Below are 23,734 nucleotides of genomic sequence, written 5' to 3'. Positions count from 1 at the left end.
GCAAAAACACCGGGACTTATGCGTAACTCCCCTGAAGCTCATGCAAAATTAACATGACTAAATGCCCCGATCGCAGGGAACAGATCAGGGGTACTCTGAGGGGAATTCCTTGCCCCGAGGGTTTTTCAGAGAATAGGTTTAGGTCAAACTCGGGCCGATCGCCGTTTGTCAAAATTTCCTAGCTTTTGACCCATTCTTCTAAGGCAACTGCCACCCCTTCTTTCAGCGATGGACTGGCACTGGGTTGACAGGAGAGCTCCAGCAGTTTTGGATAAGCTTGATCCGGCGCAATCTGTTTCAAGGCGGCGATCGCATGAAACCGGACCCCCGCCTCGGAGTTCGCTAACAGTTGAATCAAGGGTTCTATACTGGTTTTTTGGCCGAGATAACCCAACGCTGAGGCGATCGCCTGTTCCCTCCGCATCGAGTCTCTGCCGCCTACTTTTGGCTTGCGGTTTAACAGTTCTATCAGCATCTGGGCCGCTTTTGGCTTCAACTGGGGCACTTCAATCCGTCCCAATAAAGAGACAATTTCAGCGATCACTTCGGGACTCGAACTATTCTTTTCTCGGCTAACTAAGGCTTTTTCTAAATATTCCAACGCTTCGGGCGTTCCCATCCAAGCTAACGCACGAACCGCCTGAAGTTGTAAAGGCATGGGAGTAGCGGGGGAGTGGAGAATTTCATCCAGGCAGGTGGCAGCTTTCGGCGTTCCCACCCGTCCCAGGGAAATCGCCGCCTGATGAGTGACCCCGGGGTTAAAGTCCCATAAACGCTCCCGCAGAAGTTCTTCAATTTCTGAAGCGATCGCCCTGTAGATGCCTTGGGTATCGTTTTTATAGGAGGGTCGCATGGCGCATAAGCCTAAGCCGATGGTAGCTTCCCGACGGACAGAGGCATGAAAGTCATGGATGGATTCAACGAGGACCTGGGGGATGCGTGGGTCATCATAGCTATTCAGGGCGGCGATCGCCTCGGAACGGACTTGGGGATCGCGATCGCTCACCACACTCAAGAGGGGTTCAATAATTTGGGGATGGCGGATTTTCCCTAAAGAGCGCACTGCTAATGCTCGGGAGGTAGAATCGGCTAACTGTTTAGTTAAAGCGGCGATCGCCGGTTCTCCCATTTGAGCGAGGGCAGTAGCTGCCATTGAGCTTAATTCTTCGTCTTCTTGGCTATTGAGTAATTCAATCAGGGCGGCGATCGCCTCTGGGTTATTAAACTCCGCCAGGATTCGACCCGCAAACCAGCGCAATTCTACTTCTGCATCAGAATCAGCCAGAATCTCCAATAGGGGGGCGATCGCCTCAGTTCCTAGACGGGGGAATACTTTCGCGACTTCCCATCGTTGTTGAAAATCTCCGTATTCTAAGACTTGATTCGCCAAACTCACGAGGGAAGATATATTCAACTGGGGCGATCGCCCGTTCGGTTCTTCCGTTGAGACAGGTAAAGACTCCACTCTAGTTGTCCCTGGGATTGTGGCTAATTTTTCCAAACATTGGGTCACCAATTGCCAATCTTCTTGTTGTGCGGCTGCGTTAGCTTGTTCTAACAGAGTAGAGAGAGTTAGGGGCATATTGATGGGTGAATTTTGAATTGGGCTAGTTGCAAGGGGTGCCAAAGTTACAAAGGTTCCAGTCTGACTTTGATCCCTTTCAATTTATCCTTGGTGTGGCTGGATGTGCTAGTCAATTTTGGCCTATTGATACCTAAATCGAATTTTTCTTATCCGTAAATTGCATTAGACCTAAAGTTTGGTATCTAATTTTACCAAGTAGCAGTAAGGGATTTGACGCCTTTCCCGAGAATGTCGGTACAGGTTTAGAACCCTGGGACAAGAACCCAGGTTTTCAGCCCAAATCTGTGACCAAGCCAGCAAAACTTTTGTACAGAAACCCGCTTTATAACCCATTTTATATCCCTGGCCTAGCTCATGGGGACCGTCAACCTTAGAACCGGGTTTCTTGACCAGCGAAGCGCCTGCTTTGCCCCTGGCTTGAGAAGTAGAAAACGGGTTTCTGGTTCTCGGGAACTGATTGAAGACCAACGCCCTGGGTTAATGTTTTGCTTAAAACCGGATTAATTTTTCAAAAGGTATCAAATGCTGCTTAAAAATGTTTTAAAAGATGCTAAAAATCTGCCGGGAGCCGGGGTGACGTCGGTGGAACCTTGGGGAGAGTTCTCCTCCGATAGTAATTGCGATCGCATCTTGAAATACCTGCGTGAGAACTAACACTTGACTGGACAAGTTTAGGGATCAAAGTGACCAATATTCTCCAGGGTAAACATTGCATCAAGGGTGCATATAAGATAACCGCTCGAACTAACAAAGCTTACCCCGGATCACGGCTTATAGATAGTAGAAGTGATTGAGGTCAGGTTTATCCTATCGTGAGGGTGATCTCTTCAAATTTGCATCAGTCCTAACTTCCACCTAAACCGGCTATTACATCTCACTGAAAACCGTATTCCTACATAGGGAGAGGTTCAGTTTGGGAGATTTGCTCTGACTCAGACCGATAATAACTTTAAGCGGGTTAAAATAGCTTGTGCCGATTGAGGACGACTGTGCCAGTCGGGTGCCATCAAGTCATCCAGTAACTGGGCGAACTCCAAAGAGAGATCGGGAAGCAAATTACGCCAGATAAGCTGTCCTTCGGGGGTTTCCGGAAAGTCAAGGGGAGTTAATCCTGTTAAACTATATAACCAGGTCCGAGCGATCGCGAAAAAATCTGATTGCAGTTGGGTATCCCCGAGGAGTTGTTCCGGGGGTGCATAACCAGAAGTTCCCACCCGGGTACTTCTACTCTGGCGATCGGCAACACTGCCAAAATCAATCAGGTGCACTTGTCCATCGGGTGTGAGAATCAGATTGCTGGGTTTAATATCGCGGTGTACCAATCCTTCGTGATGAATGGTGCGGATAATCTCCATCAACTGTGCTAACCCCTTGCAAGCAACCGATTCGGAAATAGGACCCTGTGTCTCAATCTGTTCCTCTAGGGTTTTCCCGGCTTTTTTTTCCATCACAAATCCGTGGAGGGATTTGCGATCGCCCAGAGTGAGGATAAAATATCCCCCCGGTTCCACCTGGGGAATCCCCGGATGACGCAACCAGATTAAAACCCGTGCTTCTTGCTTAAACAAGCGGACAAAATCGGGCTGAGTCGTAAATTTAAGGACTTTCATCACCTTGGGGGTTCCCCATTCCTGTTCACCCCAATCCTGGATTTCATAGATATCGCAGGGGTAAGCGGGATTGGGTTCTCGCAAGGGAGTTTTAATCCGATAGCGATCGCTAATCAGTAAGGGAGAACCGCAGTTGCCGCAGTGACTCTCGGTATCAGGATTTTCCCGATGGATGCAGTTGGGATTAATACAATAACTCACAACCCATTTGAGAAGAGGAGTGGTTTCTAAGGAGTGAGGGGAAACTTGGCTCTTTTGCAACGGTGACAGCATTTTTTTTAAAAAAGCGATCTCCTGAAGCCAAATTTCCCCGGTTTGGATTGGAATTTCTAGGCGATCGCCTAGAAGAAACCCGATTTAACCCGCCATGAGGGCAAGCAAATTGCGAAGGTTCGCGCTGGCATATCCCACATCCAATTGGGTTTTATCTTCGAGTTTTGCAGCAATGGCTTCGAGTTGAGTAATCAACTCATCATATCCCCCACTTCGCATCACGAAAAATTGCAACTGATTTTTAATCTGTTGCACCATTTGGGGTTTTTGAGCCGCCGCCGCTTTACCTTTTTTACCGGAAGTTGCGGCTGCACCGAGATTATGTTGGATGAGAATTCTTAAACTTGAGAGTTTTTGAGTTTTCACCAACTGTTTAATTTCTTCACAAGCATTCTCCACTAATTTAGTAGAGACAAACTTCATCATCAAGGGTTGTAAGGTGAAGAAAATATCGCTGGCTGTTTCTTGTTTTTCAATTAAGGCACGGCGATCCAAGGAATCGAGGTTTTTGAGCATATCCGAGAGGGATACGGGTAATAACATATCCTCGCGCAAGCGGGACAGGGTAACCGGAGCCTTGGCGATCGCCAACCAGTACAAAATCTCTTCTTCTGAGGGAGATAACCGCCCGAAATGCTGCTCTAGTAAATGAGTCAGTGTATCTTCGATAAACAACTCGGTTGCTTTCAGGAAAGTGGCGGTATTGCCATTAAAGAATTCTTTAATGGTGGTGGCAACAATTTTATACGCCAAGAGATTATCTCCATAGCGTTTAACCAGTTCCAGCCACTCTTTATCCGTGGGAGGCACGCCTTTATCGGCAAAGATTTCCCGGGCGATTTCGTGGGAATCCATCGGTTGCAGGGTCTGAACTTTTTCCCCATGCAACAAGGCAATTTCAGCGGGTTCTTCCGTGGTAACGAGGACGAAACAGCTTTGATGATTGGTTTCCGCAATCCGCTTGATGAAATCGCGATAATTTTCAAATCCGGGACGATAATTTCCCGCGAGTTCATCACCTTTGAGCAAGGTATCGATATCGTCTAAGATAATCAGGCAGCGATTCTTTTTCAGGAAGTCTAGCAGGCGTAAGATTCTGCCGCTGAGGTCCTCGGGAATATCCGGTTTCTTTTGGGTGGAAAGGGTTTGCAAGAGGTTCCCTAACAAATCTTCGAGTTTGGGACTTGCCGAAAGGGACCGCCACACTACGAATTCAAACTCGCTTTCGAGTTGTTTAGCAATCTGTACAGAAAGGACGGTTTTGCCGATGCCTGTCATGCCCAAAAGGGTGACTAACCGAGAGCTTTCATCGATAATTAATTCTTCTAAGATTTTAAGTTCTTCGGTGCGTCCATAAAACTGGGATACATCCGGGGATTCCCCCCAATCTGGGCGGCGGTTTCCGGTGGAAACAACTTCGGTAGACGGTTCTGCTGCTGCTGGTGCCGGTTCCGCTTTTTTGCTGGAAGTTGCAGCCGGTTCAGCTTTGGCTTTACCTTTGGTTTTGGTAGGTGCCGGTGCTTCGGTTTCTTGGGCTTGGTATTGATAGAATAGCTGATGACGTAATTCGGCCAGCTTGCCCGGACCCCGCCCATAAATGCTAAATTTTCTGTAGACTTCGCCGAGACGTTTACGCACGGCAATGTTGCTGATCCCGAGGATCGTGGCGATCGCGGCGGTGGAATTGCCGTCAAGTGCCATCATCACCGTTTCTAACTCTGCATCGGAAACGCCTCGTTCTTTAGCGACTCCGGTTAAAAATTCGGGGGGAATTTGGTTAGTCAAGGCTTCTAAATCTTTACAAACGATACAACGTTTTTCATTATACTGTGTTTCTACCGATTTGTTGCCTGCTTCTGCGATCAATAGAAAATTTTTTGATTGATAGCGTTTTATACCGATAACGATCGCCCAAGGAGACGATACCCGGACATTGATCGCTGAATTTTCCCCCAGGCGATCAATGTTCTAACCCTTCTCTCCTGGGCATTTGGAGGATTTTCTCCCGATTATGTTAGGTGTTTCTTTCTTTAGCTACTTGACAATATTTTATCCATTATGCTTCAGCACTTTGAATAAAAAATCAAGTGTTTCTTCGATATTTTAATCATCTTGGAAAAAACTTAACCTTAGAGAGATAAAATTTTTTATTTCCTCACCTCCCCTTGAACTCAGCGGTGAGGAAAAAACAGCGAGAAAACATTCTCAGGCCCTAGGACTACTCACTTCAGTGAGGTATTGTTCCTGAGTCAGCAAGGACGTATCGGAAACGGCAAGTATCTACCTGGCTTTGAAAACAACCCAGTAGAGAGCCACTTTTGGTTGATCTTGATCAAGAATAGAATATATACTTACCCCTAAAAGGCAGAAATTTTAACACAAGGAATAGAAAAAATCAACTTAAGAAACAAAACATGACACAATTCGCGATAAAAATGGGCGATCGCGCGATCGTGAGGCATCCCCAACTCCCCCGCCTCAAAGCAAACCGGAGGATAAACTATGCTTTGTGTTTCCCCCAACTCTAGGTATAAAGCTTCTATCTCGGTGACATCATCCCTCACCCTCACTCGGACATTCCCGCCAAAACCCGCAACCGGGACAGATCCAACAAGCGAATCCGCGCCCCCTCAATCTCCAAAACTCCCTCACTGCTGAGTTTTGCAAACACCCGCGAGAGGGTCTCCGGAATCGTCCCCAAAAAAGCCGCCAACTGCCCTTTCGTAATATCCAGTTCCACTTGTGCCAAAGTCCCCTGGGGTGAATCACTTAAATAAAGAAGATAAGCCGCCAAGCGTTGAGGGACATCCTTCAACGATAAATCTTCCACCACATGAGCCAACCAGCGTAGATGACGAGCAAAAATTCCTAACAAAGTTATGGCAATATTGGGATAGGCTTGCATCAAGGCCACCAATGCAGTCCGGGGAAAGAACAACACCTGAGTGGACTCTAGGGCAGCCGCAGAAGCGGGAAAGGGTTGACCATCAAAAGCAGGCACTTCAGCAAAATGCTGACCCGCTACAAAAATTTGCAAAATCTGTTCTTTGCCCAAGGGAGATTGTTTAAATACTTTAACTCGACCGGAAATCACGATGAAAAAACCAACGCTTTCATCCTCTCCTTCCCAAAACAACACCTCTCCTTTCTGATAGGATTGGCCGATCGCAATCTGGGCAAGGGCCTGATGCTGGTCTGGGGGTAAACTCTGAAACAGGGGAGTTTGGGCAAGAAATGCGGGTTTATCAAAAGATTGGTCTTTCAAGACAGGATTCCCAGGACTGGATCAATGCATTGATTTGATTGTACTGGCAAAACTGGCTAATCCAGAATGCGGTTGGGGAACTCCACAAAATAAAATCTTCTATCAGAGATCCCCCCAACCGATTGGCGTTGTTAAGGGGGGCTTGAATAATTCGGCATTACTTCTGCATTAGAAGTTTTTTTATGGAAATCCCTTGAGAAAAACTCACACCCATTGGACTGACCCCTGATCTCTGAATCTTTGCAGGATTGAGGGGGAATTCTTAAAATATGCCTCCGTATGTCTTGCGATTTGACTTAAGTCAAAGACATTCCCCGAGGGCCAACTTAGAGTAGAGATAAGAAGACGAAAGCGACCGAGAGGTAACATCATGTATTGCAGCCAATGCGAACAAACTGCCGGTGGAGAAGCCTGTTATCAATGGGGTGCCTGTGGAAAAAGTCCCGAAGTGGATGCCCTACAAGATTTATTAACCCATTTATTGCGGGGACTGGGACAAGTGGCGATCGCCGCCCGGAAATACGGAATTATTAACCGCGAAGCCGATCGCTTTACCTGCGAAACCCTCTTTTCCACCCTCACCAACGTTAACTTCGACCCGGAAAGTTTTGTTCAATATATCCATCAGGCGATCGCCCTGCGGGATGGATTGAAAGCGCAACTGCAAGCTGTGGTCCCTGATGTCCGTTTTCCCGAAGGTCCCGCCACCTTGGAACCCGCCCCCACCCTTGATGAATTAGTCCAACAAGGGCGAGATGTCGAATATGGATTTATCTCCAAATCTGCCAAAGACGTTGATATTTTCTCCCTCAAACTGACCATTATTTATGGACTCAAAGGCATCGCTGCCTACGCCTACCATGCGCAAGAACTGGGACAGGAAGACGATCGCCTCTATGCCTTCTGTCATGAAGCCTTAGCCGGACTTGACTCAGTGGATTTATCCCTGGAAGACTGGGTACAAATCGCCCTCAAAGTGGGGGAAATCAACCTCTTGGCGATGGAACTTCTCGATGCCGGGAATACGGGAAATTATGGTCATCCCGTCCCCACCCGCGTTCCTCTGGGAACCCAACCGGGTAAAGCGATTCTCGTCTCGGGTCATGACCTTAAGGACCTAGAGGAACTCCTTAAACAAACGGCTAACCAGGGAATTTACGTCTATACCCACGGGGAAATGTTACCCGCGCATGGGTATCCGGGACTCAAGCAGAAATATCCTCATCTGTATGGTCATTATGGGACCGCATGGCAAAATCAAACCCGCGAATTTGCGAAATTCCCTGGGGCGATCGTCATGACCACGAACTGTCTGATGCCTCCCCATAACACCTATATTAATAGAGTGTTCACCTGTGGCCCTGTGGGTTGGCCCGGTCTGGCCCATATTGAAAATCGCGACTTTAGCCCTGCGATCGCCTGTAGCTTATCCATGCCTGGATTTACCGATACGGGAGACCCCCGCCAAGTCACCACCGGATTTGCCCGGAATGCCGTCTTGGGTGTTGCCGATGAGGTGATCGCTGCGGTGAAACGGGGAGATATTCGCCACTTCTTCCTCGTCGGCGGTTGCGATGGGGCCAAACCCAGCCGCAACTATTACACCGAATTCGTGGAAAAAGTCCCTGAAGACTGCGTTGTGCTGACCCTCGCTTGTGGCAAATTCCGGTTCTTTGATAAAGAACTCGGAGACATTGGGGGAATTCCGCGATTGATGGATGTGGGGCAATGTAATGATGCTTATTCCGCCGTGCAAATTACCCTAGCCTTAGCCAATGCATTTGGGGTGGGCGTGAATGAACTGCCGCTTTCGATGATTTTGTCATGGTATGAACAAAAAGCCGTATCGATTTTGCTGACCCTTTTCCATTTGGGAATTAAAAATATTCGCTTAGGGCCAACTCTGCCAGCGTTTATTTCTCCGAATGTGTTCAAGTTACTTTCCCAAACTTACAATCTCAAGGAGATAGGCACGCCCGAGGAAGATTTAGCGGCCTGTTTAGGGACAAAGGTCGAGGGATAATCCGGAATCCAAGGGGTTGAACCCTGTTGTCAATTAGCCCGCCCGTGGCTAAGTTTCTGGAGACTAATCTAGCATTGGTTGGAATTTTTAACCCGCCCGGTTGATAAACCGGGCTTTTTTTTAGGTAAATTTAGGGAGGGTTACCTACGCAAAAATGCCCTCGTGAATTTTTCGAGAAAATGTTACGGTTGGCAAAGTAATCTGGTGGAACTCCGATTCATCCCGATGGGGAAGAGTCGCGAGGCGATCGCTGATTTGACCTCCTTAAATCACGAACCTATGAAAACTACGACTCAGTTAACCGTTGCAGCCGTCGCCTTGTTTACTTGTTCATTTATTAATGTAGCCTCCGTTTCTTATCTCATTAATCGCATGAGTAATGATGGGCGAGTGGTGAATCATACCGGAATCATCCGAGGGGCGGGCCAGAGATTGGTTAAATTAGAACTGGCTGATTCAGAACAAAATGAGTTAATCGAGGAAGTTGAGCGAATCATCCAGGGACTGATTAAAGGCGATCGGGACTTACAACTTCCCCCGGCAACTGATCCAAAATTTTTACAAAAAATGCAGGCTGTTCAAACCGGGTGGTTTACCCTAAAAGCCACTATTCAAGAGCATAGAAACCAACCCCAGGGAGATGCGCTTCTCCTGCAAGAAAGTGAATTATTTTTTGAATTGTCTAATGCTGCCGTCTTTGCTGCGGAAGATTTTGCCAAGGATAAAGTCCAGTTGACTCAAGTCAGTCAAATCACGTTATTTCTATTAAACTTGGCCGTATTAGTGGGGATTTGTTGGGTAACACAGATCCTCCAGTCTCAAATCAAAAAAGCGATTGTAGCGATCGCTTCATCTTCCACAGAAATAGCCGCGATCGTCACCCAACAGGAAGTAGTAGTTTCGATGCAAGCAGCTTCTGTCCATCAAACGACTGCCACCACTACCCATATTCGTCACAGTTCAGAAGCGTCCGCACAGGAGGCGATCGCCGCCAAACAAGCGGCTGCTGCTGTGATGAATTTGGCAGAAGAAGGAAGTCACACCGTGCAACATCTCTTAGGAGAAATGGCAGAAGTCCAACATAATTCCACTGCAATTTCTAATAAAATTCAGGACTTAAAAGAACGCACCCGCCGCATTGAAACCATTTCCCATCTCGTCAGTCGCATCGCTAATCAAACCAACCTTTTAGCCTTAAATGCCGCGATGGAAGCCAAACGGGCGGGAATCGATGGCAAGGGATTTACCATTGTAGCGGCTGAAATTCGACAACTTGCCAACCATAGTAAAAAATCTGCCGAAGAAATTCAACAGTTGATTATCGAGATTCAAACGGCCATGAGTTCAACCTTAGAAGTAACTGAAGCAGGAAATAAAAAAGTAAAAGAATCCGTAGAGAGTATCCAGAAGATGACGGCAGCTTTTCAGTCCGTTGTCGATGCCATTGAAGAAATTTTTACCCGCAGCGCCCGAATTTCTTTGAGTGCGCAGGAACAAGCCAATGCTATTCAGCAAGTGGTTGAAGCAATGGATTCTATTAACAATGGGTCGAAAGAAACCGTAAATGGCATCAGTCAAACCAAACTGGGAATGCAGCAACTCAATCAAGCTGCATTGAGTTTAAAGACAATGGTTTAGAAAGACTTTCAGGGTGCATCTTTAGATTAGACTCGGCTGCCAGAATTAAGACTGCGAACAATCCAGTAACTAATCGACAGGGCAAAAATAGCCACCGCCAAACCCAGTAAAGCAAACTCAGAATATTTTTCTAGGTCAAAAATAATAATTTTTCGGGCCACAGCAACCAGAGACGTCACAATCACCAGTTCAACTTGAACCGTATGCTTTTTCATATAGGCCGTAATATTCTCTAAAATTTCCATAGAAATTAGAATATTCAGGAACAAGCCAAATATTTTAAATAAAGTATTAGTTAAAAAGCCGACGGGTTCAGTAAATATGACGGTAGCTAAAAAGATAATCAAATCACAAAGGGCTACTAAAATGATAATAATCATTAAAATTGACAAAATTTTTGCGATCGCAATCTGAATTTGTTCCGTGAGATGAACAAAATTATCATCTCGAAAACAATTGCTTAATTTGTAATACCCTCTTTTCAATTGTCTCATCGTGTCTCAATTACAAATAAAAGAACGCGGTAAACCAGGGGTGGTCAGCGGAGTATCTCCGCTGGTGACGGGAGTTATTACCTATCCCCCTGCTGATGTTGTTGCCAAAACCTCGGGGCTTAACGCCTGATTGAGTTTACCACTGCGATACCCTTCTAAATCTAAATTAATGTAAATAAATCCAAACTCCTGAAAAGCAGCCACTAAAGCAGGCAAATCCGTGATTAAGACAAATTCCTTGATTTGTTCCGGGGGTAATTCAATTCGGGCGCTGTCACCTTCGGACCGAACTCTGAGATTTTTCAGTCCTAATTTGCGTAAATAACGCTCGGCGCGACCGACTCTTTGAAGCTTTTCTACGGTAATTTCTTCCCCATAAGGAAACCGAGAACTTAAACAGGGTTGGGCGGGTTTATCCCACCAAGGCAAGTCTAAGAATTTCGCCAATTCACGCACTTGAACTTTGGTGAGTCCGACTTCCGCAAGAGGCGATCGCGCCCCTCGTTCTTTCGCCGCTTGAATCCCCGGGCGATAATCATGCAAATCATCCCCATTTACCCCATCCACTACATAAGGATATCCCCGGGATATTGCCAGGGGTTTGAGGGTATCATGGAGTTCACTTTTGCAGAAATAACACCGATTAACCGGATTTGAAGTGTAATTGGGATTCGCCATTTCTTGGGTGGTGACTTCTTCATGAGGAATGCCAATTTCTGCCGCTTGAATCCGCGCATCCTCTAAATCTTCTGGAAGTAGAGAGGGTGAAACTGCCGTAACCGCTAACGCTTTGTCTCCCAGAGTATCATAAGCAATTTTAGCAACTAAGGTACTATCAATACCGCCGGAATAGGCAATTAATGCCCGGTCCATTTCTTGAAAAATTTGTTGAAGTTGTTGGAGTTGTTGCATGAGTGATTCGGTTTTAAAAAACGGTTATTGAGTCAAAACGGAGGTCGGTCCCCTCGGACAAAAAACCCGGTTTATTAACTTAAATTTGTTGCTACTCCCCAAAATTTTGCGAAGAAACCGGGTTTCTAACTTTTATTGGACCGACCTAGAGAGAACGATACAGATTTAAAATTCTCGTCGGGAAAAGATTAAATTGGCGATCGCCAACAGCAGCACGATGTAAAATAAGGCGTAAATGAAATTGAAAATCAAGGTCATAGCATCGGGCAGGATCCCATATACCGCTTGATTTTTGAGGTCTAAGCGGGATAAGTCGGGTAAGATTAAATATAACCCTCGGGTAATCGCTTCTACCGTCGAATTTTTACTCAGTTCACCAGCGGTAACGATATCCTCACTCAGGTGTCCCATGACATAAACGGCAAACGTTAAAAGGGTCGCTAGTAAGGAACTGGTAAAGACACTTAAGGCGATCGCCACCGCCGTGAGTAACGACAGTTCTAAAAATAGATAAAATGCTGCCACAAGCAGACTCACCAGGGGATAGTTTACTTGAGATAAACTCATCAACCCTAAATATAACGCCATCGTCACCGTAATCAGGACCGCCAGTACCCCGCAGAGTCCGAGATGTTTGCCCACGATAAATTCACCGCGAGTAATGGGTTTAGCCAGCAACACAAGAACCGTGCGATTTTCGATTTCATTTTGGATGGGTGCAGTCCCGACAAATGCTGCAACGATTAATCCCAAAAGACCGATCGCCGCAATTCCCAAATCCAGAAGAATTTTGTCCTCAGTGAGAACAGCATATTCTGGGATAAGGCGCATTGCCCCGACAAAAAATAACCCAAACACCATGATAAAATAGAGGACGCGAGCGCGAATCACTTCCCAAAAGACATTGTTTGCGATCGCCAACGTTCTGCCTGGGTTCACCAAGACACCTCCTCGCTTCAATTTCAACTTTTCTCGATTTTGCTATGAGCAAATTTTAAAGGAATAGGGGCTAAAATGCAATAGAAACCTCAAGAGACTTTCCCCAGTCAATCTAGCCCTGAGAATTGCCTCAGTTGTTCTATTTTAATCGAAGCCTTGCCCTAATGAGGGAATAGGTCCGGATTTGCGATCGCTGGCGGGTGCGCATTCCACCTCAGCCCGATCTAACGCTTCTACCGGGGGGCGACTGCTTGTCGGTCCCGGTTGACGAAAAGTCCGCGAGATTTCGCAGGCTTTTTCCAGATAATATTCCTCTGAGACTAAGGGCACCCCGTCAAAAATTGCCAATAAGGTGATGCCAAATCCTCCTTGACGCTGAACCACCGTTCCCCCTAGTTTCCACCATGCGTTTTCTTCAATTTCTGGTAACCTTTTCTTAACCGCATCATCAATATTAATTCGGTTTTCCAGCAATCCCGAAATCACTTGATTTGCTCGCGGCCACTGTTGCCCTTCTATTTGTTCTCGCAGGAACGCTTCCATCTCATTAATCAGGATATTTCCGTGGGGGATTTCCGGCACTTCAATTCCCCGGGCGATCGCAAATGAACTTCGGGTCCAATCTTCTGTTAATAAACTTGGATAATTTATCATCCAGTGATTCATCAAAAATCCAAATTGCAACCATAAACTTATTAAAGCATGAAATAAAAACATCACCGTTAATTCTTTCCGAATTGAGATTGGAGGCCAGCTTGGTAAGAGTTGTCCTCTAAAAAATTTAGGCATAGACCGCACCAAACCAGTCAGTAGCGGCCAAGTCACAATCATCGCTTGATGACGCCAATTTTCATCTAAATCATCAAACAAAATAAGACTGAGTAATAATCCCACAATCCAAGGACCGATCTTGATGCCAAATATTTTTATAGGTCGTTCCCATTGCCACCAAGCCGTTCCCAAAACAAAAAATATCAATCCCCCGGTATGGGTGAAATGATAGGCATTCCATGCCGGAGGAACAAGTAGTGAGGAAAAAGCAGCAAGCAACCAAGAAAATACGCTTAATAAAATAAAGGTTTCCCAACAAAAGGGGCGGGGGGGTCTCAATCTATCAATACAGTATTTGAGCATTTTAGCCAGGTAAAAGGTGAAAGACAGGACTAAGAAGCCCTAAAAAAATATAATACTGATGCCTATTTTTCTGATTTTTTACCGATCTACTTATTGAATAAAAGTGAATAAAACCGCTGGTATTTTCTCAATTTAGATTTTCAATATCTTTTATCCATAAAACAAATAAAATTACGCTATGACTATAGCAATGACCCCATAAAACAGCCATTGCTTGTCTTCGTTCGGGAGCTTTTTTAATTTTTCTGGTCGAATATCTCGAATCATTTTCTAAGTCTGCTTCATATTCTGGCTTAAGCGGATAAGTGGGGTCAATGACTTTGTTAAATAAATTTAAGCTGATCAATTTAATAGCGAAGTTAGCCCAAAACACGATAAACCCAATCAAAAAAACTAAAGAAAGCCCGCCCTCTCCTAATTGATTTAAAAAAACGTAGGTAATCAGTTGAATTTTGAGGGGTGGGGAAAGAAAAGGTTCGATATAAAAGAAGAAGAACCAACCCACACAAGCAGAAATTAAATTAATGGCTAGGGCATATTCAACGCTAGTTTTCCGGCTGACTGGACAACGTGAATAAAATACAGAGGATTCAATGGCAACTGAAATGGTTAAAAAAAAGGTTTGCAGCAAAATTGTGGGCAGAGGAAAAACCATAATGGCTATTGGCTCCTAATCTTGCCTATTCTACCTGATTGGGAGATGGGGAGGATGGGGGATGGGGGAGATGGGGAGGAGGGGGAGGATGGGGAGGATGGGGAGGATGGGGAGGATGGGGAGGATGGGGGAGATGGGGAGGAAACGATCGAAGGCGTGACGTTGAACGGGGGGATAACGATGTCAGTCAATCTCCCGTCTCTCCCCTATCTCCCGTCTCTCCCCTATCTCCCCCATCCTCCCCATCTCCCCCATCCTCCCCATCCTCCCCATCTCCCCATCTCCCCCATCCCCCATCCCCCAATCTCCTTTGAATTAGGGAAAAGGGGACGAGAACTCTGATAATAAGAGGAGAAGGCATTCATAAAATACTGGGAGCTATGACAAGAACTGGCATCGGCATTCGCACGGCTGTTTCCCAAGAGCGCATTGTAGGTCAGATTCATGTTTATGATGGTGCGGGAAAGGGGAAATCTCAGGCGGCCCTTGGAGTCGTGCTGCGTTCGATTGGCTTGGGCATTAATACTCCTCTGCAAAGCAGAGTGCTGCTGTTGCGGTTTCTCAAGGGTCCGGCGCGGCATTATGAAGAAGATGCGGCGATCGAGGCTTTGCAACGGGGTTTTCCACATCTGATTGATCAGGTTCGCACGGGAAGGGCTGAATTTTTTGGACCGGATGAAATTACCCGCTTTGACCGACTGGAAGCGCAACGGGGTTGGGATGTGGCAAAAGGCGCGATCGCCTCGGGTCTCTATTCGGTGGTGGTTTTGGACGAAATTAATCCGGTTCTGGATTTAGGTTTACTCTCTACAGATGAGGTGGTTCGTACTCTTGAGCAAAAACCGGAACATCTGGAAATTATTGCCACGGGGCGATCGGCACCCCCTGCTTTATTGGAGATTGCGGATTTACATTCGGAAATGAAGTCCCACTATCATGCCGGAGGGGTGGAAAATGGCATCGATGGGATTGAAATTTATACAGGGGCTGGCAAGGGTAAGTCTACCAGTGCTTTGGGTAAAGCGTTGCAGGCGATCGGGAAGGGAATCAGTCAGGACCAATCCCATCGGGTGCTGATTGTGCAGTGGTTGAAGGGGGGAAGTGGCTATACGGAAGATGCAGCGATCGCCGCGTTGCGTCACAGTTACCCCAATCTGGTGGATCATCAGCGTTGTGGTGGCGATGCCATTGTCTGGCGGGGTCAGCAGAAAGAAATTGACTATGTAGAGGCAGAACGGGGGTGGGAAATTGCGCGATCGGCGATCGCCTCGGGACTCTATAAAACCATTGTCTTGGATGAACTCAATCCCACCGTTGACCTAGAACTGCTGGAAGTTCAACCCATTGTCGATGCCTTACTCCGCAAACCCAAAGATACGGAAATCATTATCACCGGGCGGTGTCAAAATATTCCCGCCTACTTTGAGTTAGCCAGTGTTCACTCAGAAGTCTTCTGTCACAAACATTATGCTAACCAAGGGGTAGAACTCAAGCGCGGCGTTGATTTCTAAAATTGATAATTGATAATTGATAATTGATAATTGATAATTATCAATTATAGCGGTTTTCGAGCGAATCAAATCCGAACGATCCCTCTGAATCCCCCTTGGCAAGGGGAACTTTGACCGGAGTAGCGTACCTAACTAGCTTAAGAAACGCTATATCAATTATCAATTATCAATTATCCATTATCCATTATCAACTTGCGGTGGCGGTGCGAACCAGCATCACCGTACAATCGCAATTGCGGGCGATCGCCTCGGGGATATTTCCCTTGACCACGGAGTGCAGTAAACCTTCCCGACTGGCCCCCAGGACAATCACATCACATTGGTCTTTTTGGGCCAAATCAATCAGCGCATCCTCAACCGAGTTAGCGCAAAGGGAGGTTGAAATCACCGGACAGGGGACTTGCCGTTCCAGAAAGGCCAGAGCCTGGTCAAGGACCCCCTGATCGGCCCCATAAGTTCCGGGCCCAAACACTTGACAGAGACGAATTTCCGGATTAGCGGTCATCGACACCAATCCGGGCAGTAATTTTACCGTTGCTAACCCACTCGGGCCACCACGAATGGGAACCAGCCACCGTTGAAACGATAGATGAGTCGGCAGAGTGCGTTCTAGTCCCGTTTTCGAGACGGAAATTTTGCCTGAACGCTGGGTTTCGGTCCTCCGTCGCGAGGGGGGAAAGGAGGTTTTACCCATTTTCACCAAAATTGCATCACAAGGGGCTTGACGAATCATGGTATCTGCCACATTTCCAAAAATCCGCCCCGGAGTGCCGGTACTGCCTTTCCATCCCATTAACACCAGGTCGATATGTCGCTCATCAATCGTTTCCAGCATGGCCTGGGCGACATCATGGGCCACCCGAACTTGAGTATGCACGGGGACATTCCAATCCCGGCCCATGCGTTCAGCAAGGCGCAATAACCGCCGAGAGGGAATCGTTGTGACGGCGGTTTCATCGGGGGATTGGTGACGGGAAATGACAATGGTTTGCAGACATTCGAGTTCATAGTTGCGCTGATGGGCGATCGCCACGGCCAAGCGCAGCAATGCGGGGGCCGTCTCTGGATTAGCTAGGGGGACGAGTAAGCGCCCTTGACCTGTGGCGGGCGATCGCGTCTGATAGACCAGATAGGACGGTTCGGGGTGCGGTCCAAATCCTTGTTTTCCCGTGAGGCGATCGCTTTCCGCCCGAATAATATCCGTGCGCGTAATAATCCCCACCAGCTTTCTGCCTTCCGTTACCGGCACCCGACTCAGATTGTAGCGGTTGAGTTGAAAGAGCACTTCCATCAAGGTATCCCGAGGGGAGACTTTCACCGCCTGGGGAGTCATAATCTTTTCTAGGAGGGTATCTGGGGGTAAATTCAGCTTAGAGATTTTTGCCAAATCCGACTGGGCTACCATGCCCACTAATTTTCCCCCATCTAGGACTGGAAATCCGCGATGATGAGAGCGGGAGAAGGCTTGAACCACTTCCTCAATGGAGGTTTCGCGGCTGAGTGTTTCTACTCGACGTTGCATGACATCGGCGGCGCGAATCTCACTTAGAATGGCATTCGGGGTGGCTTCGGCTTTGAGGTCAATCCCATTGAGTTTGAGTAACTTATCGTAAAGAGAACCGCTTTCAGCCATTTCCGCGACGAGGTAAGACACCACAGAACCAATCATCAAGGGGAGGACTAAATTAAAGTCCGTAGTAATCTCAAAAATCATCACCACAGCGGTAATTGGCGCTTTAGAGACAGCACAGAAAAAAGCGCCCATGCCTGCTAGGGCGTAAGTAGTCGGTAATCCGGCACCGAGGATCGAAAATTCCCAAATGCCCACGAGATAGCCTAAAGCGGAACCGAGAATCAGGGAAGGGGCGAATAACCCGCCCGGTGCACCGGATCCAGCCGCAATAATGGTCAGGCAAAAGTGACTCAGGAAGGCGATCGCCAAGGCCCCGGCAGTGGGGGACCCGCTGATCAGGAACTCGCGTAAGCCGCTATTATTGCGAAACAACGGGGGTAACAAGGCGATCGCCACCCCGCAAATTAATCCCGCCAGTCCCATGCGCCAAGGCAGGGGGACTCGGATCACCTTGCGGTTAAATTTAATACTCGCAACAATGCCTTGGGTGAAGAGAGTCCCTAGCAAGCCGGAGAGAATTCCTAAAAGGAGGTAGAAGGGGATTTCCGGGACCGTAAATTGGGCTTGCAAGCCCGTTGTACTTAAATTCAAATCGAGACTTTTTCCCCCTAAAATTCGGGAAACAACCGCCCCAATAAAGGAGGCGAGGATAGCGGGACCGAGGGAGAAAGCCGAAATATCACACAGGAGTTCTTCAACGGCAAACAGCACACCGGCGAGGGGGGCGTTAAATCCAGCAGCTAAACCAGCGGCTGCACCAGCGGCAATCAGTTGGCGTCGGTAATCCGGGGAGGTGGGAAACCAGCGGCCAATTTCAGCCGCGATCGCCGCACCGATTTGCACCGTTGGACCCTGCCGCCCCAAGGTCAAACCAGACCCCACCGTAATCCCTGTACTGACTAATTTAATCACAGCCACTCGTAAATCCAGGGATAAAGGCACCCCAGCCAGGGCCGCCTTAACGTGGGGAATGCCACTTCCTGCCGCTTCCGTGGCACAACGTTCCACAAGAAATCCAGCAACCACCCCGCCGATGAGTCCAATCAGGGGTAACCCAATCCAAGAAGGCAGATTAAACGAGGCATAAATCCGCCATCCCCCCAGCCATCCGACCCCTTGTTTGAGGAAAACCGCCGCCAGTCCAGAGACCAAACCAATTAAACAGGCTTCAAACATGGCAAGCCGTTTTGGTCTCAGGAAAAAAGCTCTAAGCCTTGCCAGTAACCAACTCTGCGAGAAAAGGAACTGGAGCCACATGATCTTGTTTGCTATGAGTATTTAAGTTGGGGAATTTGCATCCCTATCAATTCCCAAGTCGTTGTTGAATTTAGGTTTTGAAAAGATGCGGACTTGATACCCAATCGGGTTGTCTCAAGTCGCTTTTTTCTTTTCTCTTTGAGCCTGCTTAGGCAGGCTTAGTCTGTTTTCCTCCCCACCCGTGAGGGTGTGGATTATGACTTATTCATTTTAAGTAGATTGAAACCCTGCGACCTGGATGCCTTGTTAGCAGAAATTGACCCTAATATTGCGGGAAAACCAAAAAACTAAAAACCTGGAATAGACTCGGAAAAAAATTGTAGGCTCATCCAAATCGAGCGTCAATTTCTGATTCTATAACCCCAGTCAATCCAGGGGGAGCAAAGATCGGGAGAAAGGGGGAGTCCCCCCAGTCGGAAATCATCAAATCTAATAGGTTTTTCCTGTAACCGAGAGGCCCTCTAAAATGAGAGAAGGGGTATAGCAAGCACCATTCCATTCGGCATCCCCCCCGATGTCGATGACCTGCTTGAGAGCAGTATAGACATTTCCAGCTACCATCGTATCCTTGACACGCCCGATAACCTGACCGTTTTTAACCCGGAAACCGAGGTCTACATTAATGGAAAAATCCCCAGAAATTCCCGTTGCACCCCCGAGCATTTGATCGACGATGATCGCCTCATCTAATCCCGCAATCAGTTCGGCTAAAGACTTAGAACCCGGTTGGATTAGCCAGTTAAATAGACCCGGAGTGGGATAACTGCCCAAACCGGGGCGAAATCCGTTTCCAGTGGTGCCGATTCCCAGTAATCCTCCAGTCGTGCGATCGCTGTAGAACTGCTGAAGCACCCCATTTTGAATAAAAATGATCCGTTGGGTCGGGGTTCCTTCATCATCAAAAGGACAACTATAAGGCCCCGCCTCCGGTTCTTGAGAAATGGTTAGAGACTCAGAGACGATCGCCGACCCGAGGCGATCGCTCCAGGGTGAGGATTGCTCCCAGACTCGCTTCCCATTGAGGGCTTCTTGCACGGTTCCCCATAGCATATCCGCCGCTTTGGCCGTAAATAAAATCGGCACCCGACCACTGATCGCCGGAGCATTGTCCTGGCTCCAGCCTAACCGTTGCAAGATTTGGTGAGCTACGCCCCTCGGTTCCAGGCGTCCCCGTTGGGTTTGGCCGTCAGAGACACTCAGAAAATCTTCTGAGCGAATCCAGTCGGCGGAGAGATAGCAACTTAAAGTCGTGTCTTTATAGCTACAATCCAGACCATTGGAGTTAAGCAGGCGGGTGGTTTCGCTATCGCAATCCCATTCTCCATTGCAGAGAATTTCTGGGTAGGCATCGCGAACCAAGGCGATCGCCTCTTTTCCCCAGTCCAGCAACTGTTCCACCGGCACCATTTCCCCTAAATCGGGGTAGGATGCAGAACGGTTTTCCGTCATTTCGATGGTTTCCGGTTGGTTTAAATCACTCAAGGCGATCGCCCGGTCCACCAAGGATTTCGGGTCTACGGGCCCATAAGCGACCGCTAAACCCGGACGTCCATTCTTCCAGAGTCGCAGCGCTGTACCTTCCGATTGAGCACTTTCGAGTTGTTTGAGACGATTTGCCTCAAAATAAACAGGCCGAGAGTGCGATCGCGACTGAAACACCTCCGCCGCCTCGACCCCCGCTTGCTTTGCCAGATCTAAGAGCTGTTCTGGCAGTTCCTCTGCTTGCAAATGTTCAGACCCCATGAGAATTCAAGGATGAAGGATGAAGGGTGAAGGGTGAAACAGCTAGGGTAAAATCAGAAATTTCTTTCCCCAACGGTTCACACTTGTAGAGCGGAACTGGATGTTGCCGACGCGACAAGACTTCACACTTCACAACTTTACGCTAAGTTGAGTTCCTGTAATAGCCAAAATCCGGCAAAAGATTCGGAATTGGGATCCGTCTGAATGGCTAAAAAATGCACCCCTTGGGCTTTATCCTTGGTTTCGGCAAATCCTTGTGCTTCGGCGCGAGTGCTTTTATCCGTTAAATTCGCCAGAATCCAGCGCTCATTAAAACCTGTTTCTAACACCACCTGTCCGGGTTCTTCCAGTTCGGGCTTCAAAAACCCTAACTCTAGTCCTGACATCCATCCCGCTAAGGCTTTCGCCCTGTTTGAGAAGACAATCATCCCGGGAATAATCGTGTCTGTGCTGATCTGGGGCACTAAACTTTTTTCCCCTAAAATGGGAAAGGCTTCTCCAAAATCAATCTCCCATTCCTGCATTTCTGCAAAACTACCGGCTTCTAAGGAGACAAATGCCCAGCGATCGCCCTGTAGCGCATCGGGAAGGCGTTCCGGTTTCGGGGTTTCAAATTGCACCGAAGGGGTTAACCCTGCCCCCTGAAACCCCGGTTCTAGGGGATAAATGGTGTCCATCCGTTCCTGCAACCAACGGTATAGCGCGACGGTCCGCCGGGAGGGTTTGGAGGTGATGCCCAAATCTTTGCAGGCTTTGGTGATCATATTGTTCATCTGGCGACGGAAAAAGCGAATCTGTGTCGGCGGTTTGCCAGCGATAGCGATCGCTTCGTTGATGGCATCTCCTAACCACATCGAATTGACTTCGCTACTGGAACAATATTTTGAAAAGCGCAACAACTCTTCCGTGGAGCAGGTATCGGTCGGACTCTCACAGATGAGCACTTCCCAGCGCTTTTTGCCATTCTCATCGAGAATCGGTTTGGAGTAAAAATCTAGTTCCCACGTTTTGCTCATCGATATTTTGCGCCGTTTTCCCAGCCTACTATCTCTATGAGCGATCGTATCATTAACTGGAGTTGATCTATGATTCATATTGACGGCTCATTTGGAGAAGGTGGGGGTCAGGTCCTCCGGACTGCCCTGAGTCTAGCCACCCTCACGGGAACACCCCTCACCCTCGATCGCATTCGCGCAGGACGTACTAAACCCGGTTTAGCCGCCCAACACCTCACCGGGGTCCGCGCCGCAGCGACCCTCTGCAATGCCAAAGTTTATGGGGACTCCCTCGGGTCCCAATACTTAGAATTCATTCCCCAATCCCCCCCTCAACCGGGTCACTATCGGTTTGATGTCACCACCGCTGGGGCTGTCAGTTTAGTCTTACAGACGATTTTGCTCCCTTTAGCCCTAACTCCTGGGGAATCGCGGATTACCCTCTGCGGGGGGACCCATGTGGCCTTTAGTCCCAGTTTTCCCTACATTCAGGAGGTTTATTTACCGGCGATCGCCCGCATGGGAGTCTCTGCGGAAGTCACCTTAGTCAAATGGGGCTGGTATCCCCGAGGCGGGGGTGAAATCCAACTCCGGGTAACTGGGGGCCAGCCCCTATCCGGACTGAATCTCCAGGACCGGGGCAAATTCCAACAGGTGAGAGGATTAGCCGCCGTCACTGAACTCCCTTCTCACATCCCCCAACGCATCGCCAACCGTGCCGAAAATCGCTTACGCGAGGCCCAAATGAAAGTTCAGGTCCAAACCACCCGGGAAAAAGGAATCGCTCCCGGTGCGGGCCTATTTTTAACGGCGAACTATCGCAATAGCATCGCTGGATTTAGCGCATTAGGGAAACAGGGACTGCCCTCGGATCAAGTCGCCGATCGCGCCTGTGATGCCTTGTTGGACTTTCATCACAGCGGGGCTGCTGTTGATGTCTATCTCGCAGACCAACTCTTATTACCCGCTGCTTTAGCCAGTTCAGAAACTCACTATCATGCCCAAGCTATTTCTTTACATTTAACCACTAATGCCGGAGTCATCGAACAATTTGGTCTTGCCAAAATTGACATTAATCCAGACCAGAATCTGGTTTCAGTTTTTCCGCAATAGCTGACGTTTTCTGCTAGTTGACCTTAACTCAATCTCCTGAAATAATGCACCCTGATTAAATATCCTAAAATTAAACTTAAGCGAGAATTATCACTTAAAAACAGCGAATCAAACTATTCACAGAAACGAACCCTTTAATGGGAGCTACTATTTCCACCCATGAGCGTTGGATTCCCCCTGGATCGGGAATATATTCGTAATCTTCAATCAATTGCACGCGCCCATTAGCAGGAACTCCTCCGAGATACTGAGAAGGACCGGAAACAGCAGAACGAATCGCCAGACCCTGGGGTGTCACCAATCCATTCACTTGGCGGCAAAACTGACCATTGGGAATCTCTGGAGTCTCAGCAACCGGGGATGGGGTGGTAGAAGTCGGTGGGGTTGCAGAGGGTCTGGGTCCGGCACTTCCGGAACAGTAGGCGAGGTTGCCCCCACTATTCGGGGGACCATTGGAAATAAAGCCTTCAACAGGTGCCGTGATTTTAATCCAGATTCGACCATCGGAACCGACTATCGGTTCAGCATCAGCCGCTAAAGTCACGGTGGCATTGGGGTCTACGCCCCCAATTTGGGTTTGACTGGGGTCTGGGGTCCGGTGGACCGCTAAACCCCGACGTTCCATGACGCGACGGCACAGATCCGGGGCTTCTGCCTGTGCCAGTGGAGTGGCGATCGCCTGGGGAAGCGCGATCGTCATGACACTCAGAAGCGCGATCGGGATTGTCCACAGATTTAACAATTTCATGGGTTGGGTTTTGTCTCCAATTCAAACAGGTTCTAGCTTTAATTTTAGCGGTAAATTTTGACTTTCAAGAGAAAGGTTTCAAAATTATACCAGAATTACTCTAGGGAAATTGAAGGCGTAGGCAAAAGGGAAAAGCCTTTAATTTTATAGGGTATTACGGCTCAAATTATTCCCTATTTTAATTGCAATTAGGTAATCTTTTTTGC

20 protein-coding genes are annotated in these 23,734 nt (G+C 47.9%); 6 read left to right on the top strand and 14 right to left on the bottom strand.

What is annotated here, in order from left to right:
• Positions 1-178: 178 nt before the first annotated feature.
• Positions 179-1,582: a HEAT repeat domain-containing protein gene (locus NG796_RS03245; protein ID WP_261204484.1), complete on the bottom strand. Its 1,404-nt coding sequence runs from the start codon at positions 1,580-1,582 to the stop codon at positions 179-181.
• Positions 1,583-2,107: 525 nt separating this feature from the next.
• On the opposite strand from NG796_RS03245, the gene NG796_RS03240 reads away from it, so the two are divergent.
• On the top strand, positions 2,108-2,239 hold the full coding sequence (locus tag NG796_RS03240; protein ID WP_261204483.1) for a hypothetical protein: 132 nt from the start codon (positions 2,108-2,110) through the stop codon (positions 2,237-2,239).
• Positions 2,240-2,517: 278 nt separating this feature from the next.
• Here the strand turns inward: NG796_RS03240 and NG796_RS03235 are convergent, their stop codons facing one another.
• The 4 genes from NG796_RS03235 to NG796_RS03220 form a co-directional block, all read right to left on the bottom strand.
• Entirely contained in the window at positions 2,518-3,396 is an 879-nt protein-coding gene (locus NG796_RS03235) for a serine/threonine protein kinase (RefSeq protein ID WP_261204482.1), read from the bottom strand.
• 156 nt (positions 3,397-3,552) lie between these two features.
• Positions 3,553-5,334: an NB-ARC domain-containing protein gene (locus tag NG796_RS03230; RefSeq protein ID WP_261204481.1), complete on the bottom strand. Its 1,782-nt coding sequence runs from the start codon at positions 5,332-5,334 to the stop codon at positions 3,553-3,555.
• 491 nt (positions 5,335-5,825) lie between these two features.
• On the bottom strand, positions 5,826-6,038 hold the full coding sequence (locus NG796_RS03225; RefSeq protein WP_261204480.1) for a hypothetical protein: 213 nt from the start codon (positions 6,036-6,038) through the stop codon (positions 5,826-5,828).
• Positions 6,035-6,733 carry a Crp/Fnr family transcriptional regulator gene (locus NG796_RS03220; RefSeq protein ID WP_261204479.1) on the bottom strand — a complete coding sequence of 233 codons (699 nt, stop codon included), beginning with the start codon at positions 6,731-6,733 and terminating at the stop codon, positions 6,035-6,037. Before NG796_RS03220 ends, NG796_RS03225 begins: the two co-directional genes overlap by 4 nt.
• Before the next feature lie 370 nt (positions 6,734-7,103).
• Between NG796_RS03220 and hcp the strand changes: the two genes are divergently transcribed.
• Positions 7,104-8,756, top strand: a complete 1,653-nt coding sequence (gene hcp / locus NG796_RS03215) for a hydroxylamine reductase (RefSeq protein ID WP_261204478.1) — start codon at positions 7,104-7,106, stop codon at positions 8,754-8,756.
• A 162-nt stretch (positions 8,757-8,918) separates the two neighbouring features.
• Complete coding sequence (locus tag NG796_RS03210; protein ID WP_261204477.1) at positions 8,919-10,394, top strand: methyl-accepting chemotaxis protein; 1,476 nt, start codon at positions 8,919-8,921, stop codon at positions 10,392-10,394.
• A 26-nt stretch (positions 10,395-10,420) separates the two neighbouring features.
• Here the strand turns inward: NG796_RS03210 and NG796_RS03205 are convergent, their stop codons facing one another.
• The 5 genes from NG796_RS03205 to fraC all read right to left on the bottom strand — a co-directional run bounded on the left by NG796_RS03205 (position 10,421) and on the right by fraC (position 14,528).
• Entirely contained in the window at positions 10,421-10,888 is a 468-nt protein-coding gene (locus tag NG796_RS03205; RefSeq protein ID WP_261204476.1) for a phosphate-starvation-inducible PsiE family protein, read from the bottom strand.
• Between the two features lie 81 nt (positions 10,889-10,969).
• Complete coding sequence (larE, locus tag NG796_RS03200; RefSeq protein WP_261204475.1) at positions 10,970-11,800, bottom strand: ATP-dependent sacrificial sulfur transferase LarE; 831 nt, start codon at positions 11,798-11,800, stop codon at positions 10,970-10,972.
• A gap of 165 nt (positions 11,801-11,965) precedes the next feature.
• Positions 11,966-12,739 (bottom strand): ABC transporter permease, encoded by a 774-nt coding sequence (locus NG796_RS03195; RefSeq protein WP_261204474.1) that lies wholly within the window; start codon positions 12,737-12,739, stop codon positions 11,966-11,968.
• Between the two features lie 144 nt (positions 12,740-12,883).
• Positions 12,884-13,873 (bottom strand): DUF5357 domain-containing protein, encoded by a 990-nt coding sequence (locus NG796_RS03190; RefSeq protein WP_261204473.1) that lies wholly within the window; start codon positions 13,871-13,873, stop codon positions 12,884-12,886.
• A 127-nt stretch (positions 13,874-14,000) separates the two neighbouring features.
• The gene (gene fraC / locus NG796_RS03185; protein WP_411268787.1) at positions 14,001-14,528 is read right to left on the bottom strand and encodes a filament integrity protein FraC; all 528 of its coding nucleotides are present in this window, start codon (positions 14,526-14,528) and stop codon (positions 14,001-14,003) included.
• Between the two features lie 54 nt (positions 14,529-14,582).
• Between fraC and NG796_RS03180 the strand changes: the two genes are divergently transcribed.
• On the top strand, positions 14,583-14,870 hold the full coding sequence (locus NG796_RS03180) for a hypothetical protein (RefSeq protein WP_261204471.1): 288 nt from the start codon (positions 14,583-14,585) through the stop codon (positions 14,868-14,870).
• A 38-nt stretch (positions 14,871-14,908) separates the two neighbouring features.
• Complete coding sequence (locus NG796_RS03175; RefSeq protein ID WP_261204470.1) at positions 14,909-16,039, top strand: cob(I)yrinic acid a,c-diamide adenosyltransferase; 1,131 nt, start codon at positions 14,909-14,911, stop codon at positions 16,037-16,039.
• A 187-nt stretch (positions 16,040-16,226) separates the two neighbouring features.
• Here NG796_RS03175 and NG796_RS03170 read toward each other — a convergent pair whose 3' ends face one another.
• From NG796_RS03170 to NG796_RS03160, 3 genes are all read right to left on the bottom strand, one after another.
• Positions 16,227-18,848, bottom strand: a complete 2,622-nt coding sequence (locus tag NG796_RS03170; RefSeq protein ID WP_317619264.1) for a chloride channel protein — start codon at positions 18,846-18,848, stop codon at positions 16,227-16,229.
• A gap of 510 nt (positions 18,849-19,358) precedes the next feature.
• On the bottom strand, positions 19,359-20,672 hold the full coding sequence (locus tag NG796_RS03165) for a TldD/PmbA family protein (protein ID WP_261204468.1): 1,314 nt from the start codon (positions 20,670-20,672) through the stop codon (positions 19,359-19,361).
• 137 nt (positions 20,673-20,809) lie between these two features.
• Entirely contained in the window at positions 20,810-21,688 is an 879-nt protein-coding gene (locus NG796_RS03160; RefSeq protein WP_261204576.1) for a Tab2/Atab2 family RNA-binding protein, read from the bottom strand.
• A gap of 69 nt (positions 21,689-21,757) precedes the next feature.
• Here NG796_RS03160 and rtcA point away from each other — a divergent pair, with 69 nt between their 5' ends.
• Positions 21,758-22,780 (top strand): RNA 3'-terminal phosphate cyclase, encoded by a 1,023-nt coding sequence (gene rtcA / locus NG796_RS03155; protein ID WP_261204467.1) that lies wholly within the window; start codon positions 21,758-21,760, stop codon positions 22,778-22,780.
• 94 nt (positions 22,781-22,874) lie between these two features.
• Here rtcA and NG796_RS03150 read toward each other — a convergent pair whose 3' ends face one another.
• Positions 22,875-23,528 (bottom strand): SH3 domain-containing protein, encoded by a 654-nt coding sequence (locus tag NG796_RS03150; RefSeq protein ID WP_261204466.1) that lies wholly within the window; start codon positions 23,526-23,528, stop codon positions 22,875-22,877.
• Positions 23,529-23,734 lie beyond the last annotated feature (206 nt).

Source organism: Laspinema sp. D2d (genome assembly GCF_025370755.1).
Taxonomy (GTDB): Bacteria; Cyanobacteriota; Cyanobacteriia; order Cyanobacteriales; family Laspinemataceae; genus Laspinema.
This window is presented reverse-complemented; position numbering and strand designations above follow the sequence as displayed.